General features: G+C 53.5%; 20 protein-coding genes. 19 read left to right on the top strand and 1 reads right to left on the bottom strand.

Annotation, left to right across the window (positions count from 1 at the left end):
• Positions 1–113 precede the first annotated feature (113 nt).
• From E4P00_RS15965 to E4P00_RS15885, 17 genes are all read left to right on the top strand, one after another.
• Positions 114–2429: a phospholipase C, phosphocholine-specific gene (locus E4P00_RS15965; protein WP_248132076.1), complete on the top strand. Its 2316-nt coding sequence runs from the start codon at positions 114–116 to the stop codon at positions 2427–2429.
• 109 nt (positions 2430–2538) lie between these two features.
• Complete coding sequence (locus E4P00_RS15960; RefSeq protein ID WP_248132074.1) at positions 2539–2991, top strand: phospholipase C accessory protein PlcR; 453 nt, start codon at positions 2539–2541, stop codon at positions 2989–2991.
• A gap of 175 nt (positions 2992–3166) precedes the next feature.
• Complete coding sequence (locus tag E4P00_RS15955) at positions 3167–3595, top strand: phospholipase C accessory protein PlcR (RefSeq protein WP_248132072.1); 429 nt, start codon at positions 3167–3169, stop codon at positions 3593–3595.
• 54 nt (positions 3596–3649) lie between these two features.
• Entirely contained in the window at positions 3650–5350 is a 1701-nt protein-coding gene (locus E4P00_RS15950) for an ATPase, T2SS/T4P/T4SS family (RefSeq protein WP_248132070.1), read from the top strand.
• A 2-nt stretch (positions 5351–5352) separates the two neighbouring features.
• Positions 5353–6564 carry a type II secretion system inner membrane protein GspF gene (gene gspF / locus E4P00_RS15945; RefSeq protein ID WP_248132068.1) on the top strand — a complete coding sequence of 404 codons (1212 nt, stop codon included), beginning with the start codon at positions 5353–5355 and terminating at the stop codon, positions 6562–6564.
• Between the two features lie 12 nt (positions 6565–6576).
• On the top strand, positions 6577–6999 hold the full coding sequence (gene gspG / locus E4P00_RS15940) for a type II secretion system major pseudopilin GspG (protein ID WP_248132066.1): 423 nt from the start codon (positions 6577–6579) through the stop codon (positions 6997–6999).
• 2 nt (positions 7000–7001) lie between these two features.
• Complete coding sequence (locus E4P00_RS15935; RefSeq protein WP_248132064.1) at positions 7002–7457, top strand: GspH/FimT family pseudopilin; 456 nt, start codon at positions 7002–7004, stop codon at positions 7455–7457.
• Entirely contained in the window at positions 7454–7831 is a 378-nt protein-coding gene (locus tag E4P00_RS15930; protein WP_248132062.1) for a type II secretion system protein, read from the top strand. The genes E4P00_RS15935 and E4P00_RS15930 overlap by 4 nt, the downstream gene beginning before the upstream one ends.
• The gene (locus E4P00_RS15925) at positions 7828–8430 is read left to right on the top strand and encodes a prepilin-type N-terminal cleavage/methylation domain-containing protein (protein WP_248132060.1); all 603 of its coding nucleotides are present in this window, start codon (positions 7828–7830) and stop codon (positions 8428–8430) included. The genes E4P00_RS15930 and E4P00_RS15925 overlap by 4 nt, the downstream gene beginning before the upstream one ends.
• A 62-nt stretch (positions 8431–8492) precedes the next feature.
• Positions 8493–9140: a type II secretion system protein GspK gene (locus E4P00_RS15920; protein ID WP_248132058.1), complete on the top strand. Its 648-nt coding sequence runs from the start codon at positions 8493–8495 to the stop codon at positions 9138–9140.
• Positions 9141–9367: 227 nt separating this feature from the next.
• Positions 9368–10216 carry a general secretion pathway protein GspL gene (locus E4P00_RS15915; RefSeq protein ID WP_248132056.1) on the top strand — a complete coding sequence of 283 codons (849 nt, stop codon included), beginning with the start codon at positions 9368–9370 and terminating at the stop codon, positions 10214–10216.
• Positions 10197–10793: a type II secretion system protein GspM gene (gene gspM, locus E4P00_RS15910; protein ID WP_282443237.1), complete on the top strand. Its 597-nt coding sequence runs from the start codon at positions 10197–10199 to the stop codon at positions 10791–10793. The genes E4P00_RS15915 and gspM overlap by 20 nt, the downstream gene beginning before the upstream one ends.
• 47 nt (positions 10794–10840) lie before the next feature.
• Positions 10841–11326: a hypothetical protein gene (locus E4P00_RS15905; protein WP_248132054.1), complete on the top strand. Its 486-nt coding sequence runs from the start codon at positions 10841–10843 to the stop codon at positions 11324–11326.
• The gene (gspD, locus tag E4P00_RS15900) at positions 11323–13575 is read left to right on the top strand and encodes a type II secretion system secretin GspD (RefSeq protein WP_248132051.1); all 2253 of its coding nucleotides are present in this window, start codon (positions 11323–11325) and stop codon (positions 13573–13575) included. Before E4P00_RS15905 ends, gspD begins: the two co-directional genes overlap by 4 nt.
• Positions 13576–13965: 390 nt before the next feature.
• Positions 13966–14259: a hypothetical protein gene (locus E4P00_RS15895; protein WP_248132049.1), complete on the top strand. Its 294-nt coding sequence runs from the start codon at positions 13966–13968 to the stop codon at positions 14257–14259.
• 324 nt (positions 14260–14583) lie between these two features.
• Positions 14584–14775 carry a DUF4223 family protein gene (locus tag E4P00_RS15890; protein ID WP_248132047.1) on the top strand — a complete coding sequence of 64 codons (192 nt, stop codon included), beginning with the start codon at positions 14584–14586 and terminating at the stop codon, positions 14773–14775.
• Positions 14776–14880: 105 nt separating this feature from the next.
• The gene (locus E4P00_RS15885; protein ID WP_248132045.1) at positions 14881–15252 is read left to right on the top strand and encodes a LytTR family transcriptional regulator DNA-binding domain-containing protein; all 372 of its coding nucleotides are present in this window, start codon (positions 14881–14883) and stop codon (positions 15250–15252) included.
• 168 nt (positions 15253–15420) lie between these two features.
• On the opposite strand, the gene E4P00_RS15880 is transcribed toward E4P00_RS15885, so the two are convergent.
• Positions 15421–17868 (bottom strand): alkaline phosphatase family protein, encoded by a 2448-nt coding sequence (locus E4P00_RS15880; RefSeq protein WP_248132043.1) that lies wholly within the window; start codon positions 17866–17868, stop codon positions 15421–15423.
• 206 nt (positions 17869–18074) lie between these two features.
• Here E4P00_RS15880 and E4P00_RS15875 point away from each other — a divergent pair, with 206 nt between their 5' ends.
• Complete coding sequence (locus tag E4P00_RS15875; RefSeq protein WP_248132041.1) at positions 18075–18326, top strand: carbon storage regulator; 252 nt, start codon at positions 18075–18077, stop codon at positions 18324–18326.
• Positions 18313–18503: hypothetical protein (locus E4P00_RS15870; protein WP_248132039.1), on the top strand; the 191-nt coding region annotated here is incomplete at its 3' end. The genes E4P00_RS15875 and E4P00_RS15870, both read left to right, overlap by 14 nt.

Here is an 18503-nt window from a genome sequence, read left to right as displayed (position 1 = left end):
GAAAGGTCGCTTTCACAGTAACTATCGGCAGCTTGTCAATAAAATGAACCACCCAACGAATTTCAAAGCTTCCCAATAGTTTGAAAAACCATGCACATGGTAGGGTCTCACCAATGACAGACACCCCTAAGTTTCATCGTCGCACCTTTATAAAAGGTACTGCTCAACTGACTGCAATGGCCGGTCTTTCCGGACTCCTCCCGGAAACCATACGCCGCGCAATGGCCATTGAGCCGGATATACGCGAAGGTACGATTGAGGATGTGAAGCACATTGTCATCCTGATGCAGGAGAACCGCTCCTTCGATCATTACTTCGGTCACCTTAACGGCGTTCGCGGATTTAATGATCCTCGAGCACTCAAGCGTAAAGACGGTCGTTCGGTGATGTATCAGTCCGACAAGGGCAATGATTACCTACCCTTTCATTTCGACACGACAAAGTTTAGCGCTCAGTGGTCAGCAGGTCAGCACCATGACTGGTCCCCGTTTCATGAAGCGTGGAACAGAGGTCGCAACGATTTGTGGGCAGAGGTCCAGCTCCCAACGACCATGGGCTATTTCAAGCGCGTAGACATTCCATATTATTATGCGCTGGCAGATGCCTTCACGTTGGGCGAGGCTTATCATCAATCCATGTTAGGACCCACCAATCCTAATCGTCTTTATCATATGACGGGGCGCGCCTCACCCTTAGCGGATGGCAAAGATGTTCATATCGACAACAGCATGGGGGATGGGTCCATGGCCCTGCCTTCAGGGTACGGGGGTAGCACAATTGATTGGATGACCTACCCCGAACGACTGAGCAAAAAAAATATAAATTGGCGCATCTACCAAGAAGGCGGTTATCGGTCATGTAACCCTTATAAATTAACCGATATTGTTAAAGGTGCGTGGGACCAGGGAAATGGTATTTTCCCTATCGTCGGTGGGGTTGTACTTGGAGCCGTAGCATCGATTGCCAATTTCTTTGCGCTCCCCTTTCAATCGAAGTGGGTAAATTACATCCAGGAAGATAACAACTACGACTGCAATGCCCTCGCCTGGTTTAAAAAATTTAAAGACTTGGAAAAGACACCCGAGTCAGACATTTGGCAGCGAAGCATGGTTGCCAGGGGCATCGGCAAATTACGCGAAGATGTGCAAAACGAAACCCTACCTTCAGTGTCGTGGATCGTTCCACCGTTCAGCGCCTCCGAACACCCACATTGGGGTCCATCCTTTGGCGAAAACTATGTCGCCAGAATATTGGAAGCCTTGACCAGCAACCCCAAAGTGTGGGCCCAAACGGTATTTATCGTCAACTACGACGAAGGTGATGGTTTCTTCGATCATGTTTCCCCTCCCACACCCTGTTGGGATACTCAATCAGGCAGTTCAACCGTCAGCACCGAAGGGGAAATTGAAGCCCAATCCAAACAACCCATTGGCCTAGGTTTCCGAGTACCAATACTGGCTATCTCTCCTTGGTCACGAGGGGGAAACATCAGCGCCGAAGTCTTCGATCACACCTCGGTCCTGCAGTTTCTCGAAAAACGCTTCAACGTCATTGAAGATAATATCTCCCCGTGGCGTCGCGCGGTTTGTGGTGACCTGACGTCTTTGTTTGACTTCAGCGGGCAACGCAAAACCGATGTCCCGGCGGACCTGACAAATCTTAGCCAGAGCAAGGCTCGCCAGGATGATGCGTACTGGAAACAGTACTATCGTCAATCACCTTACTATATCGCGCCCACCTCGCTGCCAGGCCAGGAAAAAGGCCAGCGTGTTGCACTTGCTGTCCCTTACCAATTGCACGCCTACGTCAGTGTCGGGGCCTCAGATGGCGCCTTGTTACTGAACCTGAAAAATGATGGCAAGGCCCTGCCGGGCAATCCATTCGGTCGCTCTGCGGCAGTTTTTCAAATTCACTCCAATGAAGTCGGTGAGCCGGGCTTCCATACTGTGACCAGCTACGATATTAACGCCCCCACCAGCCAAGCCAGCACCGTGCAAGCAACCCCGGTGCAACTCGACGACAGAATCAAACCCGATGGGCGTTACGACTTTGAAGTCCATGGTCCCAACGGTTTTTTCAGGGAGTTCACGGGCAATAACCTGCAAGCAAAACGTATGGCCCGTCCTGAAGTAAACACACGCTACAGCGGCCAGAAGATTGAACTGTTAATTACCAATACCGGAACGCTGGATTGCCTGGTAACCGTGAAACCAAATGCGGCTTACAAAGGAGACCCAGAGCGAACTTTTGCGCTCAAATCCGGGGCCAGCATCAGCGACATGTGGTTATTGAGCCTCAGTGATGGCTGGTATGACCTGACCCTCACCGCTACGAATACTGAACCCAACTTCTCCCGCCGGCTCGCCGGGCATGTCGAAACGGGCAAGCTCAGTCGAACAGATCCGTTGTTGGATATCACGCCATCATGAACAGATGAGTTATCAGGTAAAGAACACCCACGCCCACATCTGTGGGCGTTGATGAACGGCATTTTTAATGCCGAACACACCAGCCATTTACCGTTTTACAGAGGCCTTTATGATCGATCCTCAAACGCTGTCATCGCTGGCTCAGCGTATCGAAGCCTTCTCGCAAACCGCTGGGTCTCTTCCGGAGCCAGACCGCAAGCAAACCGCAACGCATTTGATTGGAGCCATCGAAAATGTTGTGGCACAAGGGGCTGATTTACACACGGCCTATGAGTACGCCCAGCAACTGACGATGCATATCGAATCGAGCTCCAGCTCTCTGGAAGCTCTGAACTATCAGGTCTGGAGAAAACTCAAGAACAACTACACCCCACCTCCCGCGCCCACTGCGGCTCAGCGTGAACAGATAGAAATCTATTCCAAAGCGTCCGAGCAGATCATCGACGAAGTGCTGAGTTCGACCGAAGGCGAAGAGGCGCAGCACGTGCTTATCGAAGAGATGCTCAGTACGTTACGCAAACAAATCTTTGGCGTAGAAGAACCCCAGTTCTTGCTTCAATGAAGTGGCACAGCCATCCAGGAGTCATTTAACAATGAAAACCATTTTTTTCGTGCTATGTGGCGTGCTGGTTGCCTACCTGCTTGTAGTTCGCCAGTGGACGGATCAGGTTTCCGTAGTCGCTCCCACAACGGCCTCAGCCCCGTCGATAAACGCAGCCGTGTCTCCGGCTCCGCCAATGGCCGAGAGCCAAACACTCGCGCTGCCACCACAAAGCGCAACGCTTTCACCCGCACAACGTCGTCAGGCCGCCGAGCGCTCGATCAATGAGCTCAAAGCCGCCATCAGCACTGGTGCAGACCTTGAAACCGTCTACGCACAGGCCCAGCAACTGACGCCCTATATCGAGGCCGACCCCAAGCTACGGGAGGCCTTGAACTACAAAATCTGGAGGGATATGAAGAGCAACTACATCCCCCCTGCCCCACCAAGCGCCGCCCAACAGCAGCAGTTGGACGCTTATCGATTAGCTTCGGAAAAAGCGATTGATGAGGTTCTTAATACCGTCGACGCAGACGATGCGCGACGTATCGCCATCGAACAAAAGCTCAGTGCGTTGCGTCTGGAAATTTTCGGAGAAAGTGCGCAACAACCGTTGAACCATTGACCCTGTTTTTTACAGAGCAAAACACCACCAGACAACGGGTGCCGGAAGCCGCTGATGAATACACCCGACTCACTCACATTGACCACTCAGGTGATTGACTGGCTGGTGGCCCACGGGCACCTGAAAACTGCAGAGGTCGCCCAGGCTCGGCAGTTGGAAGCCGATGACAAAAAAACCGGGCTCATCGAACTGCTGATTCGGCTCGGGCGCCTTTCGGAGCAGGATCTGGCCATCGCCTGGTCGACACTGCTTGAAGTCCCCTTGCTGTGCAGTGTCGATGTCGCCCTCACTCAAGACAGCCCGCCAGAAGTATCACCGCGTTTTCTCAAACATTATGGCGTGGTTCCCCTGCCCCCCTTTGATACAGGGCTGCATGTACTGGCCTGCAACCCGGTGAGCCGTTACCCGATCCTGGCTCTGGAATATGCCTGCCAGGCCTCTGCACGCGTGTCGATCGGCGTTCGCAGTGAGATCGAGCAGCTAATCGAGCGTTACTACGGCCAGGGCCGCTCGGCCATGGGCGCTTTAATCGAAAACCTCGAAGAAGGCAGCGAAAAAACCGACGACATTGAACACCTCAAGGATCAGGCCTCCGAAGCGCCGATTATTCGCGTGGTCAACCTACTGTTGCAGCGGGCGGTGGAACTCGGGGTCTCGGATATTCATATCGAACCTTTCGAGAATCAACTCAAGGTCCGTTATCGCATTGATGGCAGCCTGCACGAAGGTGAAGCGCCTCCGGTCAGTTCATCGGCAGCGGTTATCTCACGGATCAAAATCATGGCACGCCTGGATATCGCTGAACGGCGGCTGCCGCAGGACGGGCGCATGATGTTGAGGATTCAAGGCAGGGAGTTGGACCTGAGGGTATCGACCGTACCTACTCGTCACGGTGAATCGGTGGTTATGCGGTTGCTGGACCGGGAGGCGGTCACCTTTGATTTCCCGAGCCTGGGGTTCGATGCCCAGCGACTCCAACAACTGCTTGACCTGCTCGAACGTCCCCACGGCATTCTGCTGGTAACCGGCCCCACCGGCTCGGGCAAAACCACCACCTTGTACACCGCACTGACTCGGCTTAATACCACCGAACGCAAGATTATTACTGTCGAAGACCCGGTGGAGTATCAATTGGCCGGTGTTAACCAAATTCAGGTCAAACCGGCGATCGGCCTGGACTTCACCGGCGTGTTGCGCTCGATCGTCCGGCAGGATCCCGACGTGATCATGATTGGCGAGATACGCGACCTGGAAACCTGCCGGATCGCCATCCAATCGTCCCTGACCGGCCACCTTGTATTGTCGACACTGCATACCAACAGTGCGGCGGCCAGCATCACGCGGCTGTTGGACATGGGCGTGGAGGGCTACCTGATCGCCTCGACCGTCACCGGCATTCTGGCGCAACGTCTCGTGCGCAGACTTGATCCCCAGTGGCGTGAAGTCTTCGACGCGCCCCCCGAACTCATTGCCGCCCATCATTTGGATCGCTACACCGATGAACGTCCAATCCGCCTTTATCGTCCCCGGGCCGATGCACCTGGTACAGGCTATCGCGGGCGAAGTGCGATTACCGAGTTGCTGGTGATGGATGAACAGATTCGTACCCTGTTGATGCGCCATGCCGATGCGACCACCCTCGAACAGGCAGCGCGTGCCGCCGGCTTGCGTACCCTGCATGAAGAAGGATTACGTCAGGCACTGGCGGGTATCACCTCACTGGAAGAGGTGTTGCGCGCAACGCGCAATGATTAGCCATGGAACAGTATCGATATAAGGCGCTGGATGCTGACGACCAAACCGTGAGCGGAACCCTCAAAGCCGATAATCCGCAATCAGCGGCAGTACAACTGCAGGAGCGTGGGTTGCTGATTCTGCAATTACAGCGCACCAGCAACAACGCTGGTTTTGCCCGCCCCAAATGGTTGCACAAAGAGCATCTGAGTCGCGAAGCACTCACGCGTTTTACGCAGCAACTGGCAACGTTGCTGGAAGCCGACCAACCGCTGGAGCGTGCCCTGAGCCTCTTGACTCGCCAGCCCGGAAATCCCCTGGCCCAGCAACTGATCGAGCGCATTCGGGATCGCGTCAAATCTGGACAGACACTTTCGGCAGCCATGGCCATTGAGCAACAGCCGTTCAGCGCGCTGTACCTGAGCCTGGTTCATGCCGGCGAAGCCGCCGGTGCACTGGACGAGAGCCTGGCACAACTGGCGCGTTATCTAGAGCGAATGCAGGCCATTCGGGCAGAGGTCGTTAATGCCTTGATTTATCCGGCCTTTCTAGTGGTTGGGGTCTTAGGTTCACTGGTGTTGCTGCTGGCCTACGTAGTACCGCAGTTCGTGCCCATTTTTAATGACCTGGGGGTACCAGTTCCCCTGCTGACCCAAATCATTCTTGACCTGGGCGAGTTTCTTGCCCGCTACGGCCTGCACCTGTTGGCAATCATCCTGGGGTTGGCCTGGGTCACCCTGACGTACATGAGCCGCCCCGTAAACCGGCTGAAATGGCACAGGCACCTGCTGCGATCGCGCCTGACCGGGACGTTGTTAAAACGTCTGGAAACGGCTCGCCTGGCGCGCACCTTGGGCACCTTGCTGACGCACGGGGTGCCATTGATCCACGCACTGGGCATCAGCCAGCAGGTGGCCAACAACCTGGCAATGAGGGCTGCGGTTGAAAACGCCACGGCAAAGGTCAAGGACGGCCGCAGCCTGTCGTCGGCACTGGAAGCCGAACACCTGTTACCCGACCTGGGAATTCAAATGATAGAAGTGGGTGAAGAGTCCGGCCGGCTCGATGCCATGCTGCTTAAAGTCGCAAGTATTTTCGACGATGAAGCCAAGCGCAGCATCGACCGCTTACTCGCTGCCCTCGTTCCCAGCCTGACGGTGGTCATGGCCGCATTAGTGGCCGTAATCATGTTGGCCATCATGCTGCCGCTGATGAGCCTCACCAGTAATATTTAGCCGGAGATCACCATGCAAAAAGCTCGCTCGTGTCCCAGACATCAAAACGGTTTTACACTGTTGGAAATGCTCGCCGTCATTGTTCTGCTCGGTATCGTTGCAACCATCGTGGTACGTCAGGTGGGCAGCAACGTCGACAAAGGCAAGTACGGTGCCGGCAAAGCACAACTGGCCAGCCTGTCGATGAAAATCGAGAGTTACGCACTTGATCTGGGCAGCCCGCCACAAAACCTGGCAGACCTGAATGTCGCACCTGCCAACGCTGCGCGCTGGAACGGCCCATACGCCAAGGCCAGCGAGCTCAAGGACCCGTTCGGCCACGCGTTTGGGTATCGCAAGCCCGGCCAGCACGGCGCATATGATCTGATTTTTTACGGTCAGGACGGCCAGCCCGGTGGTGAGGGTTACAGCAAGGACCTGGGCAATTGGGAGTAGCCATGCCCACTACCAAGCCGACTCAACGGGGGTTCACCCTGATGGAGATGGTGGTGGTACTCGTCATTGTTGCCGCAGGCTTCGGCCTGCTGGCTTCCAGTATCTCTCAGGGGCTCAAAAGCGCCGAGGAGCGCCAACTCAAACGGGACCTGAGCCTGGCATTACGCCAGGTCCGCAGTCAGGCCATTAGCTCTGGCCAGTCTGTATCGCTGCTGTTAGATGTAGTGCAAAACAGCTATCAGGTGCCTGGCCAAAGGATCCATTTTTTACCTCGCGGCACGACCCTACGTCTGACGACAGCTGCCGGCCCGGATGATCACACGGGCATCGTCATCTTCTACCCCAATGGAGGCTCCAGCGGCGGGCACCTGTACGTGTCGCACGGCACACAGCAGTCACGCATTGATATCGAATGGCTCACCGGGCGCGTCAGTTGGCAGGACATCCATCAACCATGAACATCTCACACCCGTCTCAACGTGGCTTTACCCTGCTAGAGCTGCTCGCGGCGATTATCGTCCTGAGTATCGGTTTCAGTGTGCTGCTCAACACGCTGGGGCATGCCACCCAAGCCTTGGCGCGCGACAAGCAGGTCACGCAGATGGCCCTGGCGGCAGAGTCGATTATCGACGAACACGCCGAAACGTTGAGCCGGATTGCGCTGTTGGAGGGCACGCTCGACGGCATGCAATGGCGCCTTACCGCGACACCGCTTGCAGGTAACGGCAGCATTGTGCTTTCGCGCCTGGAACTGCTGCTGCAATTGGGCAATCGGCAAGAGCGGTTTGTCACCCTAAGAGCGCTTGGGCGTCCGGCAGGGTTGACGCAATGAGACGCCATGCGCAGGGGTTCACGCTGCTGGAAGTGCTGATTGCGCTGAGTTTTCTCGGTGTGTTGATAGTCCTGATCGGCTCGGCCCTGATTGCTGGCAACCGTATGTTGGGGTTGAGCGAACACCAGGCTGACCGTCTGACCCAGATCAGGGCCGCGCAGCTTTTCCTACGCAGCGCACTCCAACAGGCCCAGGGCTCGCGCTACAACGCCGATGCTCAGGTCTTTGAGGGCGCACCGCATTACATGCGTTTTTTTGCCCCTCTGCCTGACCAACTGAGCGGTGGAATGAAGGTGCACATACTCGAATACGTTGCGCAATCGAAGACCGCCGGCACGCTGCAAATACGCTTCAACCAGAACATCGCGGACGGCCTGCCCCCCTGGGAGGATACCCAAATACTCATGCGGGAAGTAAGCGGCCTGCACTTGAGTTACAAGGGCCTGGACCTCGACCAAAACCCCACCGGATGGCTGGAACAATGGCCATGGCCACACAAGCTGCCTCAGGCTGTGCGCATCGAAGTCTCTACGGATGGAGGCAGCCTTTGGCCAACGCAAGTCATCGCATTGCGGTTGGACGCAGAGGTCAGCCCATGAAGCGCCAACGTGGGGCTGCGTTGCTTATGGTCCTTTGGACCCTCGCCCTGCTGGGGCTGATTATGGCCGGCGTGGTCGACACCTTGCGCCTGGAAAACCGCCAAAGCGCATTCTCGCTGCAACAAGCCCATGCTCGACTGGCTGCTCAGGCCGGGTTGGCGTTGACGATTCAGGGCCTGCTTGCCTATCCCCCGTACATGGTTGCCGATGGTCGTGTTTATTCGATCCCCTTTGAACAGACCAGGCTTGACATCCGTGTCGGCAGTGAACGTGGCAAGCTGGATTTGAAATTCGCCATGCCAGAGAGCTTCGCACTCCTGGCTCACCGGCTGGGCGCCACATCCGAACAGGCTCGACAGTGGAGCCAATCGTTGCGTCGGCAGCGATCTGTCGGTCAGCTCACCGCACTTGAACAGTTGCAACAGCTGCCGCAAATGGATGCTCGGCTGTATGAACACTTACTACCTCATATCACGTTGTGGTCGGGACTTACCGAACCTGATCCGGACGCCGCTACCCCTGCCCTGCTGACCTTGCTGAAGCTGTCCCCTTCAAAAAGCGCCGTGCAGCGTGGGCCTGAGTCGGTAGTCAATGTGCATGTTCTCGCCACCACTGACAATCAGGTATCCGCCTCGCTGCAGGCCGTGGTTTTTCTATCACCTCAAGGAGGCGGCCAACAGCCGCATCGTGTGCTGCGCTGGAAAGAATGAACCTCTTGGTCCAGGCCTTGGCAGAGCGCCTGCGGCCCTCGGCTAGCTTACTCATGCAGCGCTGGCACGCCTCGCCACTGCCTGCTTTTTTCTTGTGGTGGGGGACCGAGTTGATGGCATGCCTGCCGGCCTCCTGGCACGCCGCAATCAAGCCTGCGAAGACGCACCGGCTGTTGTTTTTTCGTGACAATGCTTTTTGTACAGAAACCGGGGCTCAACACGCCGTGATGGAACCCGGCATAGCCGTACTTATCCTGCAGTCTCCACAATTGTTGATCCACGAGGTATTGCTGCCTGTTGCAGCGGCGCAGAATCTTGCCTCGGTGCTGTCGTATGAAATGGACAGATACACCCCATACACCGCCAGCCAGGTTTACTTCGATTTCGCTCACGAACCCATCAAGCATCGAGCGCTGGTGCGTATTCGCCTGGCCGTGGTCAAGCGGGAGCGGTTGGATACACTCCTCGATCAGGCGCAGCAGGCGGACCACTCGATCACCGCCGTCGATGTAGTCGACGAGCATGGCGCTCGCCTGAACGTCAATCTGCTCCCGCCTCATCGTCGCGCCCAAGTACGTCGCACATTCATGCAGCCATTGCCAGCGCTGGTGCTGGCTGCCCTTGCCCTGATGATCACTCCTCCGCTGCTCTGGCTGCACAATCGCCAACAAGCCTTGGAAGACATGCAGCGCCAAGTCAAGGTGCTGCAAGAGCAAACACAGCAAGTGCTGAGGATCAATCAGCAGATCAACGAGACCTTGAATGCCCAGCGCTATGTCGTCGAGCGTCGAGCGCAAACAACGTCCATGAGTGCATTACTCAATGAACTGACCCAATGCATCACCCTGGACACCTCCCTGGAGTACCTGGACATCAGTGTCGATGGCCAAGTGAGCCTGACAGGCCACAGCAACCAGGCCAGTGCGTTGATGTCTTCAATGAAAAGCTGCAACAGCCTGACAGGCATCAACTTCCAGGGCGCCATCCAGCCGGACTCGGCTACCGGCCAGGACCGGTTCACCCTGCTCGCCACCTTGCGCAAGATGGAGAGCAGCCATGCACCCACGTCTCCTTAGCGCCAGCCGGCGGGCCGCCGCCTTGGGATTGGCCGCATTCAGCCTGGCAGCAGTGTACTTTTTGACCCTGGATGTATGGTTCAGCCGACCGTTAATGGACATTGCCGAGCAGATGCAAACACTGCGCCTCAATCAGCAACGCTATGGCGCGTTATCCAATCAAAGGCCCGCGTTGGAGGCCACATTGGCGCAACTCAGAGTCTCGGCTGCGGGCAATGAGAACCTGCTGGCAGATGCAGACATGGGCACCGCCACCGCCCAACTCATGCAGTTGATTGCAGCCGATCTTCAGACGTTTACCACAGCTGGCGAGTGCACTGTCACCAATCGAATTCCGGTGACCGTGAATCAAACAGCGCCCTACCGCCAAGTCAGCGTGCGTATCAACCTTGAATGCGCGATCGAACCACTCGCGGGCCTGTTACATCAGTTGGAAAACAGCAAGGTATCGATGTTCATCGAGTCCATGAAAATCGAAACGAACCGAACAAGAGCGCTCGTCGGCAACCGACTGGCTACGCAGCTGTTGATCAGCGCTTATCTGCAAAACCCCGCATTGAAGGAGGCGACGCAATAAACCGCCCAAGCGTCTGGAGACTGTGGGCCGGGGCCGGCGCGCTGGGCTTGGTCGGGCTGACCGTGGTTGTGCTGAACGGCGCAGGACGTACAGTGCAGTGGCTACCGGCACTCCCCCCCTCCACTGCGCCAGCGAACATCGCTACCACTGCACCGGCCACTTCTATTGCATTACAAACCTACAGCCAGACTTGGGAAAAACCGCTGTTCAATGCCCAGCGGCGACCAGATCCACCGCCTCAGCACAGCCGCGAAAAGACACCTGTGGCCCTCAAAGGACTCACCCTGACCGGCGTGATTGCGTCTGGAAAAGTTCGCAAGGCGTTTTTCAAAACTGAAGACGGGCAACAGCTGTCAGCCCTTGAACACCAATCGCTGCCCAACGGATGGCTCGTCGATCAGGTCCAACCTTTGCATGTCTCCCTGATACAGGGGAGCGAGATCCAAATCCTCACGCTACAGCTGTTGAAAATTCCCCAGAACTCCCCTGCCCCTTCCCCTTCGTCCGATACTTTCAAGGATCGCACTCTGTGAGAAAACGATTTTTCTACCCTGGCCTTGCCAGTGCAATCCTTCTCGGTGGTTGCGCGACACAGACTCTGCAAGATGCACGTGACAGCACACTGATCAATGAAGCGTTAATGGGTACCGGAAGTGATCGTAAGCCATTGCCCACTTCGATGTCGCAGACGTCGCCATTAGCGGTCATGTCGCCCACGACAACCATTCAGGCAGTTAAAGGCAACCAACAATTCATCAACACGAAAACGCCTGCGAGGGGGCTTGGTGCAATCGCGTCACAAGAGCCTGGCGTTACCTTCAACTTCGCCAATGTGTCAATTCAAGCGGTCGCCAACACGATTCTCGGTGATGTCCTCAAGGAAAACTACACCATCGCCCCTGGTGTGGAAGGCAACGTCACATTCTCCACCGCCAAGCCGGTCGATAAAAACCAGGCATTGCCCATTCTGGAAACGCTGCTGGCCCTGACCAAAAACACACTCATCCGCCAACAGGATAGGTATGTCGTGCTGCCTGAAAATCAGGCAATCGCAGGTAAGCTTGCACCACAATTATCGCTGCCCCAACCAGGCAGTGGGATGACCGCACGCTTTTTTCTACTCAACTACATCTCAGCGCCAGAAATGCAAAAACTCTTGAAGCCTTTTGCGCGAGAAAATGCCTTCGTACAAGTCGATCCCGCGCGAAACCTGTTGATCATGGCGGGGACTTCTGACGAATTGCACAACTACCAACAGACCATCGAAACCTTCGATATCAATTGGCTCAAAGGCATGTCCATCAGCGTGTTCGGACTAAAACGTGCCAACGTCAGCAAACTGATGCCCGACCTGGACCGCCTGTTTGGTGCACAGAGCGGCACCCCCATGGCCGGCATGCTGCGCTTTCTGCCGATCGAACGCACCAACTCCATCGTGGCGATTTCCTCACAACCCCACTACCTCAGCGAAGTGGGAAGCTGGATCGACGCCATCGATCAGGGCGGTGGCAACGAGCCGCAAATGTACGTGTATGACGTGCGTAACATGAAAGCTACCGACTTGGCCAAGTATCTGCGACAGATTTATGGCAATGAAAAAATCAACGATGAACCTGCCGCCCATGTCGCTCCTGGTTTGCGAACCGTAACCTTGTCGAGCAATGAGTTCGGTAGCGGCATGGGAGGTGGTGAGGCTTCAGCCATGGGAGGCCCCAACAGCGCAAGTGGCACCCTCCAGTTGGACGATAACGCTGATAGGGCCCCACCGCCTGAAGATGAATCCGAGCCCACCAGCGAACCCAGCCAAGAGGAACCGAGCGCGGCGGCCAGCGAAACATTCGATAACTCAGTCAAAATCACTGCGCAAAAGAGCAGCAACCAATTGCTGGTGCGCAGCCGCCCCGCTCAATGGGCAGAAATAGAGTCCGCCATACAGCGCCTGGATACCCCTCCCCTGCAAGTACAGATAGAAACACGCATTCTCGAAGTCAATTTGAGGGGCTCTTTGGAAATGGGCGTTCAATGGTATCTGGGAAATTTGGCGGTCAACTCAACGACGCCAGATATCCAAAACGCATCCGGAAGCCAAGGCGCATTGGGCGCCGGCGGTTTAGGTGTAGGCACATCGTCACTGTTCTATTCGTTTGTCAGCAATAACTTCCAAGTCGCCCTGCGGGCACTGGAAACCAGCGGCAACACCAAAGTACTCTCGGCACCCTCGCTGGTGGTGATGAACAATCAGCCGGCACAAATCCAAGTGGGCAACAATATTCCGATTAGCCAGACCACCATCAATACCGGCTCCAGCGCGCTACAGACCAGCTCAGTGCAGTATGTACAAACAGGGGTGATCCTTAACGTCGTACCGAGGATCAATCAAGGAGGGTTGGTCTACATGGATATTCAGCAACAAGTCAGCGACGCAACGACTCCCACGACCGCCGCAAACGCTACAGCACCTGCGGCGAACCCCACCATATCGACCCGCGCTGTTTCAACACAGGTCGCGGTGCAAAGTGGCCAAACCGTGTTACTCGGCGGTTTGATCAAGCAAAACCAGATAGAAACGGACACCAGCCTGCCCTACCTGGGGCGAGTTCCCGTACTGAAGTGGCTCTTCGGAAATACCGCGCACAATGACGACCGTACAGAGTTGATTGTGCTTATCACACCACGCGTCATCACCAATACCAGCGAGGCAAGGGAAGTAACGGATGAATATCGGCAACGCTTTCAGTTGATCCAACCTGTGCGTGGCCCGCAGCCAGGTAACACGCCTTGACGTGGTTGCCTATAAAGGGCGGGTCACATCCTATCCTCGGTATTCAATCCTGTGATTGCATCGCTGGTCGTGAATACATGGGAGGTCGCTAGCCAGACATCCAACTCACCTCTATGAAAGCCGGGAAGAGGGTTAAAAACTAAGGACAGTGGCACGGTTGGGCGTGCAAAAACTGGTGAAATTTCCCACATCTTTTCGTTGAAAGCGCAATAACAATGAGTGCTCGACTTAGGGTCCGCGCCAACCTGATGCAAGTTTCATCAGTACGTTTGAGGCAACCATTTTGATCGTAATCATTGAAGTGACCGGCGACAGTCTTCGTCAAGCAAAAATAATTGAACACCACGCCGACAATATAACCACGCCATACTTTTGACCCAGGAATGTAAAATGACATTCTTTCGCTCAATAGAAACAGATCATTTTAAAGTCAAAAGTTCATCCGGGCTTATCTACTTGCTGGTCGAAAAAAGCTTAGTTAAAAATAGCAGCCAGGCAGCGGACACTAGCTTGCAGGCTGCTCAAAAAATCTATCTTGTAATGGGTGGTGGTATGGCGAAGAAAATTAATGATCATCAATTTTATATTGTCGCATCCAACGAAATAGCGACCCGAATTCCAAGCCTGCCTCAAGAACTTGCAAGCCAGCCAGCCCTACCGACGCGGGGCGAGGAATCACCTTAACTCTATTAATCGCAAAGTATTATTCCTGCGGCTCCGTCATTTCAAACACTGGGCTGCTCATCAACCCAATTGGATGAGCCGCGCTCATCTCATCAATATTTTGCTGCGTGAGCCAACTCAAAGCCTGCAACCCGTGATGATTGCCTGTTAGCCAACCTAATCGCGACCATCGCCCCCCCCAAAAACACGTGTGGTATCCAGCCTACCCTCCCAATTTCGAGTGCCTTCAAAACTGCGGTGAATTTTCCTACAGCCATGGGCATAGGTACCCGCTAGTCTTTGATTGCCATCATTAGGTGGCCCGCCCTATACATTTAAGGATTAATGATAATTAAACTTAAAACCTCTCTGGCAGCCCTGGTAATCTCCAGTACAGTTCTTCTCTCTGGTTGCACCGGCCAAGTATATAACCAGGAAAAAAATTGTTCCTATGACTATCTGTTCACACCTTCTGTCTCGATCTCAAAAATTATTGGTGGTTGCGGTCCAATTGCAAAATTATCGCCACAACAATAAACCAACAACTACGCCAACTTCCTAAGGTTTTTATTGAGTTTGGTCCTCCGTATGGCATATGCGGAGGACCAGAGCAGAGGGCTGACTGACCTTCAGGCGTTGATCATGGAACTCCACCGCTACAGAAAAAACCATCGTTTGAAACCGGAAAAAGTTGAAGCGTCGGAATTCACCGTCTTTTGGGCAGACCACAAGTTTGTGTGCGGCCTGGATGCAGACGGAGTGGAATGGCTATTTATCGATGGCCATACACTAAAACAGATTCTGGCCAACACCCTTGGGTTCGTTCGTATTCATCGGCGTATGATTGTTAAAATAAGTGCCATTGACTGTTTCGTGGCGCGTACCCCACTAGGAGGGAACCGCGAAACGTATTGCATGATCGGTGAACGAGAACTTCAGATCTCCCGTCAATGCCGGTCGACTGTCAAAAACCAATACAAGCTACACCTTTTAGCCCGTAACGCCATCGCGTGAAACCTGTAGATGTTCCGCATGCCGTGGTTCGTGAGTTCGATCATTGTTGCAGACACAACTGCACACCTTCGATAGGTGCGCTCTACAAGTCCAGCACTTGGCTATTGACTGCGGTTCGTGAGGAACTGTCAGTGCATCTGGCCAGATGCACTGATATTTATTGCAACATCAGCGCCTCAGCACACCTTGTGCGCCAGCCTGCGCAATGTCCCCATTATCCTTGGCATTGGGTCGTAAGTTGTTATTGCAAACGTCCTCTCGATAGTAACCAATAGCGGGATCGACACGCCCTTCAAAAGTTTCAACATTCCCCGCAAACACTCTATAAAAACCTTTCTCATAAGTTCCATCTTGCTTTTTATTGCCAGAAGTCAGAACGCTAACATTGTACCAGCCAGCACTGTTTTTTAATGAAAAAACCAACGCCTCCGCGTTTTGCTTGCCACTGATAGACAACGTGACGACCTTGGAGGACTGCTCGGGCAAGTAGATAAAATACGCTGAGGGTGCGGTGTAGTCGTTATTCAATTCTACTTTGACGGCTCTTGGAGTTGCTGACGTGTTTTTTATCGTTAGCCTTAAGGTGTTTGATGAACGCTCGAGACTATCTTCCACTGTAATTGAATCATCACGGGTTCCTGAAAGAAACCGGTAAAACCCGTTATCACCATAAACCGAAAATTTATAACCATCCGTTCCCAAGGAACTTTCAAAATCGACAGTGAGCGATGTTTTGTTCGAAACAGCAAGGTGGAACGGCGTTTGAGTGGGCAAGCCCGGGTTTTTGTAGGTAATGAAGGTAGCAGACAGATCTTCAGCAGTATTTCTGTGAGTAGAATAAGTGATTGAGAAACTGTTGTTCGCGGCTATTTTTCCCCACGCCGTATTATGGAAGGGCATGGCGCAAGCGATAGCCGCTTCCTTGTCCTTGCCTTCATAGATGGAAAAGTCGGGAAGTGGATTATTTTCAGGAATTTTTTTCGAGGGCTTTTTAGCTAGTGGTACTTTCTCAGAAAAAGGGACAGTTTCTTTCGGAGGTTTCATATCAGGAAAAGGTCGAGAGAAATTGAGCGTGGACACCAAATTCCCCGACACTGCACGACGCCAGTTTGAAATAAGTTTGCATTTAACCGCCTCAGCCTTATGCCCCTTTGCAACTAGCCAATCCTCCAGAAAGCGGATGACCGATGTGTGATCGAAGAGCTGGGAACATATCCGGCCATTACCCTGGGAAACACTGAGCGGCGAAATGACCAGCATCGGGACGCGCGGTCCCAACCCAAGAAATTTATGGGCGTTTGCATTGACTACATCAACACGATTGGGGGAAAACTTTTCCTTTGGATCGTCCATATCTGTAAGTAAATTATGCTTTCCCGCCAAGGGCGGCATGGCGGCAGGCACATGATCAAAGTACCCATCGTTTTCGTCATAAGTCATGAAAACAACTGTTTTCGCCCATACATCTGAAGTGCCGGAGTTTTGTGCAGGCGTTGTAATAGCCTCCAACAGTTTTTCTGTAAAAAACTCACCCGCGTTTGTTGAGTACTTAGAGCCTGGGTGCTCGCAATACTTTAGGGGTGCAACAATCCAGGACACCGCAGGAAGTGCATTATTTTGAACATCCTGTTTCAAACTGTTCATCAGTGCGGTAATGGAAACGTCGGCGATTTTATCCAGATCGCCGTTGGCCTTATCGTAATCTTCTTTACTACCCGCATAGGACCGTGCCTTTTGTATTTTGCTATTTACGCTGGCGAGTGCGGCCCCACTTTTATCCTTTCTACCACTGAACCGAAAATTATCAAAGTAAGCGAGACCGTTATCACCATAATTGTCCAACCCCTGATACACCTTCCAGGATATTTTATTCGATTCTAAAATATCCGCATAAGTCTCCCACTTCCAACCTGCTTCGGCTTGGTCGAGAACCGCATCTGCCGTCAAGTTTTTTTCCCACGCATCATTATAAACAATATATTTACCCTCTCTATAATTGACGGCTTGTGGGATTCCCGCGCCCGATGTACCAGACCAAAAGTACCTTCGATTTATGTTGGTACCGGCAAATAAGGAACAATGATATTTATCGCACAGCGTAAAGGCGCTTGCCAGGCTGTGGTAATAATGAATATCTTCTTTATCCAAATATCCCTGTGTACCTTGAAAATTTGGATCTCTGTTATCAAGCCAACGGTCCCAATTTTTCCAGTCTACGTCGTATGCCCAATCATGAGCCAGACCAATATTCTTGTAGGAGTTTTCCTTGTAAACATCCCTCAGTTTGAAAGGTGCGTAGTGAGTGGTGTTCGGTTTGCCCGGCGGAGTAACATATTTGGTTTGAAAAAAAACCGACTTACCTGTTGGAAGCGGTACAGGACGTGGGTCAAAGAGACCACGACCTCCAGGCAGCGTTGCGAAATAATGATCGTAAGAGCGGTTTTCCTGCATGAATATTATGACGTGTTCAATACCGGCCAGCGAGGTTGGGAGTGTGTTAGGGTCAATACTTGCCAATGCGGTACGAATACTGGCAGGTAAACCAGCGAAGGCACCTGCGGTCAACGTTGCGGTAGCACTTGCTTTTAAAAAATCGCGTCTATTAATTCTGGACATACGCAAGCCTCGTTAGGATTGTCTGGGCAGAAAAATGACGACTATATAGAACGCTTATTATTGACCACTCTGAAGGCGACTTAAATTTATCTCTCTGCGACCACGCCGACGCTGAGCAGCACGCAGTGAATTTTCCTGCATACGCTACCGAACGTCTGTGCGCTCAATACGACTGAGCTCAGATATTGAATTGCGGGAGGCATCCCATGTTTTACTTTTTTACTCGGCAGCCTGCCGAGTGCCTGCGCATCAATGACATCATTGAGCTACAAGTGCTTGCCGTTGAAGAAAACAACGTCTCGTTGGCTATCGGTGTCCCAGAACACATCCCTGTTACTTGGAAGGAGCGGAATGATCACATGCGCCGCAATAATGGCAACGACAAGGAATACAGTGTATTCCTATTAGATACACCCTCCGACGGCGACGTAGAAGAGGCCTCTAATGACGGAACTTGAATCGGATGAGCTAGCCACACAGTGGGCAGTTGCCGCACTGATAAACGCCTTGAACAAAACAGGCAATGAAGCCACTGTAACAATTGCCAAAGAAGAAGTGTTCTTCCATTTGGAACTGCTCGGCAATCGGCCAGGTACCCAGGAACTAAAACGGTCCCTTCAGCACTTCTTTGGTCG

This window comes from Pseudomonas sp. B329 (assembly GCF_023127835.1).
GTDB lineage: Bacteria > Pseudomonadota > Gammaproteobacteria > Pseudomonadales > Pseudomonadaceae > Aquipseudomonas > Aquipseudomonas synxantha_A.
This window is presented reverse-complemented; position numbering and strand designations above follow the sequence as displayed.